This is a genomic window from Mesorhizobium sp. M7A.F.Ca.CA.002.15.2.1, assembly GCF_003998715.1.
Lineage (GTDB): Bacteria > Pseudomonadota > Alphaproteobacteria > Rhizobiales > Rhizobiaceae > Mesorhizobium > Mesorhizobium ciceri.
In genome coordinates, this window is record NZ_RZPI01000738.1 from 1 (window position 1) to 2,610 (window position 2,610).

The 2,610-nt window shown below is 60.6% G+C and carries 3 protein-coding genes; 2 read left to right on the forward strand and 1 reads right to left on the reverse strand.

What is annotated here, in order from left to right; genetic code table 11:
* Window positions 1–230 precede the first annotated feature (230 nt).
* Together ENZ74_RS28475 and ENZ74_RS28480 are read left to right on the forward strand one after the other, a co-directional pair.
* Window positions 231–779, forward strand: a complete 549-nt coding sequence (locus ENZ74_RS28475; RefSeq protein WP_063170214.1) for an alpha/beta hydrolase — start codon at window positions 231–233, stop codon at window positions 777–779.
* Between the two features lie 167 nt (window positions 780–946).
* Window positions 947–2,116: an acyltransferase gene (locus ENZ74_RS28480; protein ID WP_063167822.1), complete on the forward strand. Its 1,170-nt coding sequence runs from the start codon at window positions 947–949 to the stop codon at window positions 2,114–2,116.
* 38 nt (window positions 2,117–2,154) lie between these two features.
* Here ENZ74_RS28480 and ENZ74_RS28485 read toward each other — a convergent pair.
* On the reverse strand, window positions 2,155–2,610 hold a 456-nt coding region (locus tag ENZ74_RS28485), incomplete at its 5' end, for an aldolase/citrate lyase family protein (RefSeq protein WP_245471023.1).

A 2,610-nucleotide genomic window follows, 5' to 3' on the forward strand; every position in this document is an offset into this window, starting at 1 on the left:
GCCTGCGATGAAGCTCCCAAAGCGAGAAACCCCACTCCGCCGATCATTGTACGTCGTGTCAGTTCCAAAGTCAGGGTTCCCGCGCACGGCTGTTTCTTTTCCTGACCACAGATCGTCCATCCGCATCGTTCACACAAGACGCGAAGAAGCGAACATGGTGTTCACTATTGTGATCAAACGTGGCGTTTCTGCCGGTTGCACGAAGCGATGCCGCTCGCTATCTCAGCGCCATGAAGGTCAGAGACGCAGATATTCTCATCGTGCCGGGCTACACCAATTCCGGCCCCGACCATTGGCAGAGCCGCTGGCAGTCGAAGCTGTCGACGGCGCGCCGCGTCGAACAGGCGGAGTGGTCGAAGCCGGTGCGCGAGGACTGGACGGCGAGCGTCGCCAAGGCGGTCAACGAGGCCGAGCGGCCGGTCGTCCTGGTCGCGCACTCACTTGGCGTCGCCACCGCAGTGCAAGCCATTCCGCAATTCCGCAAGCCGGTCGCCGGGGCCTTTTTCGTGGCGCCGCCCGATGTCGCCAATCCAAAGATCAAGCCAAGGCACCTGATGACCTTCGGCCCCTACCCGCGCGAACCGCTGCCTTTTCCTTCGATCGTGATCGCCAGCCGCAACGACCCGTTCTGCGCCTTCGATGTCGCCGAGGACATTGCCGGGGCCTGGGGCTCGCTGTTCATCGACGCCGGCGAGACCGGGCATCTCAGCGAGGATTCAGGATTCGGCCCTTGGCCCGAAGGCTCCATGACCTTCGCCAAGTTCCTGACGGACCTGTAATATATACGGTCAAAGCCTGAACACGAAGCTGCTCGGCAGGCCATCCGGCTTGCGTGAACAATAATTTAATGCAGATCGCGATAATCTCTCCAGCAACGGCGAACTCTGTTCGCCGAACGATTATATTCGCGCGTACTAAATAGCAATTATTCAAAGAAAGCCCATACTTGGCCAAGGATGCTTCACTCGAATTGTTAAGAGGTGTCGCCGCGCTCGTAGTTCTGAATGGGCATTGTTTGGGTGCTTTTGCGCCATTGATGGAAGGCGAGGGAGACTTGGCCGGGCAATCGCTCAAAACAAGCCTGGCTTTCGTCGCGTTCAATGGCGGCTCCGCCGTCTACCTGTTTTTCGTCCTGTCTTCCTACGTGCTCGTGAAGCGTTATTTTCAGACCAGCAAGGCACAAGATCTGCGGTTGGGTGCGATCAAGCGCCTGCCACGCCTGGCCGGCCCGGTACTCGTTACGACGCTGGCATCCTGCATCATCTTCAAGCTCGACCTGTATTTCATCAAGGATGCGGCCGCCGTCACCCAATCCGACTGGCTGAGAAGTTTCGGCAATGCTTCAAAGGTGCTATCGCCGGAGACTGCGAGTTTCGCCGACGCGTTTCTGCAAGGGGCGTGGCGGACGTTCATCTACGGCGACAACTATTATGACAGCAGTCTGTGGACCATGACGGTCGAGTTCTGGGGGAGCATGCTGACCTTCGCCCTCGCCCCGATCGTCTTTTTCCTTCAAGGCCGCTGGACGTTATCGTTCTGGGTCTGCATAGCAGCAGTCGTGTTCCTGGCGCTGCAAGTCAGTTACTTTCTTTGTGCCTTTCCGGCCAGCCTCTTGCTCTATCCGCTTCTCGCCATGGATTTTCGCCCGAATCGGTGGGTGAGAGGCGCCATGGTGATGGTTTCCCTGGCGCTGCTGGGTTATGCGGGGAGTGCCGTGGGCATATATCGCCCGTTCGCCGTGCTTGACGTGGCTTCCGATGTGGGCCTGCGGCAAGCCTGCGTGGCCATCCCGGCAAGCGTCATGTTGGTCTACGCGGTGCTGAGTGTGGATGAGCCTTTATCATGGTTCTCGGGTAAGGTGGCACGTTTTCTGGGCGAGCTGTCCTTCCCACTCTACCTCGTGCATGTACCCGTTATCTGCTCATTGGGGTCATGGGTTTTGTTGACAAGCGGTTCCACCGCACTCGGCGCCGCCGCCGCCATACTGGGTTCGATCCTCGCGGCGTTGCCGCTCATGACCTTCAACAACTGGTGGGTCCAGATGGTCGGCGCCCTGTTCAACAGGTTCAGGCGCGGCGGACCTATCGCCGCGGCGCCTGCGGCGTCGAGCGCCTAACCGCCCGGCGCTGTGACGGCAGTGCGTCCGGTTCGGGTTCAGGATCCGATCGAATCCTTGATGCCCTTGAGCAGGGTCTTTGCGCCCAGTGAAATCAGCGCATGCTCCGAGCCCATGGCCAGCAGGCGATAGCCCATCGACACGACCCGGCCGGCAATTGCCGGCTCGACAACGTAGATCGCCGCATGTTTGCCGGCCTTGCGGGTGCGCTCGGCCACCGACGCCACCGTCTCCATCATGCTTTCCAGCGTCGAATTGACCGTGGCGCCATTGCTCCAGGCGATCGAGAAATCCGACGGGCCCAGGAAGATGCCGTCGATGCCGGGCGTGTCGAGGATGCCATCGAGCGCATCGAGGGCTGCACGCGTCTCGACCATGGCGAAGGCCATGGTGCGCTGGTTGGTGTCGCGCAGCCAGTCGGCCTGGTCGCCTTGGCCGTGGCGGGGAAAAGCGTAGGTCGGGCCCCAGGAGCGCTCGCCGACCGGCGGGGGATT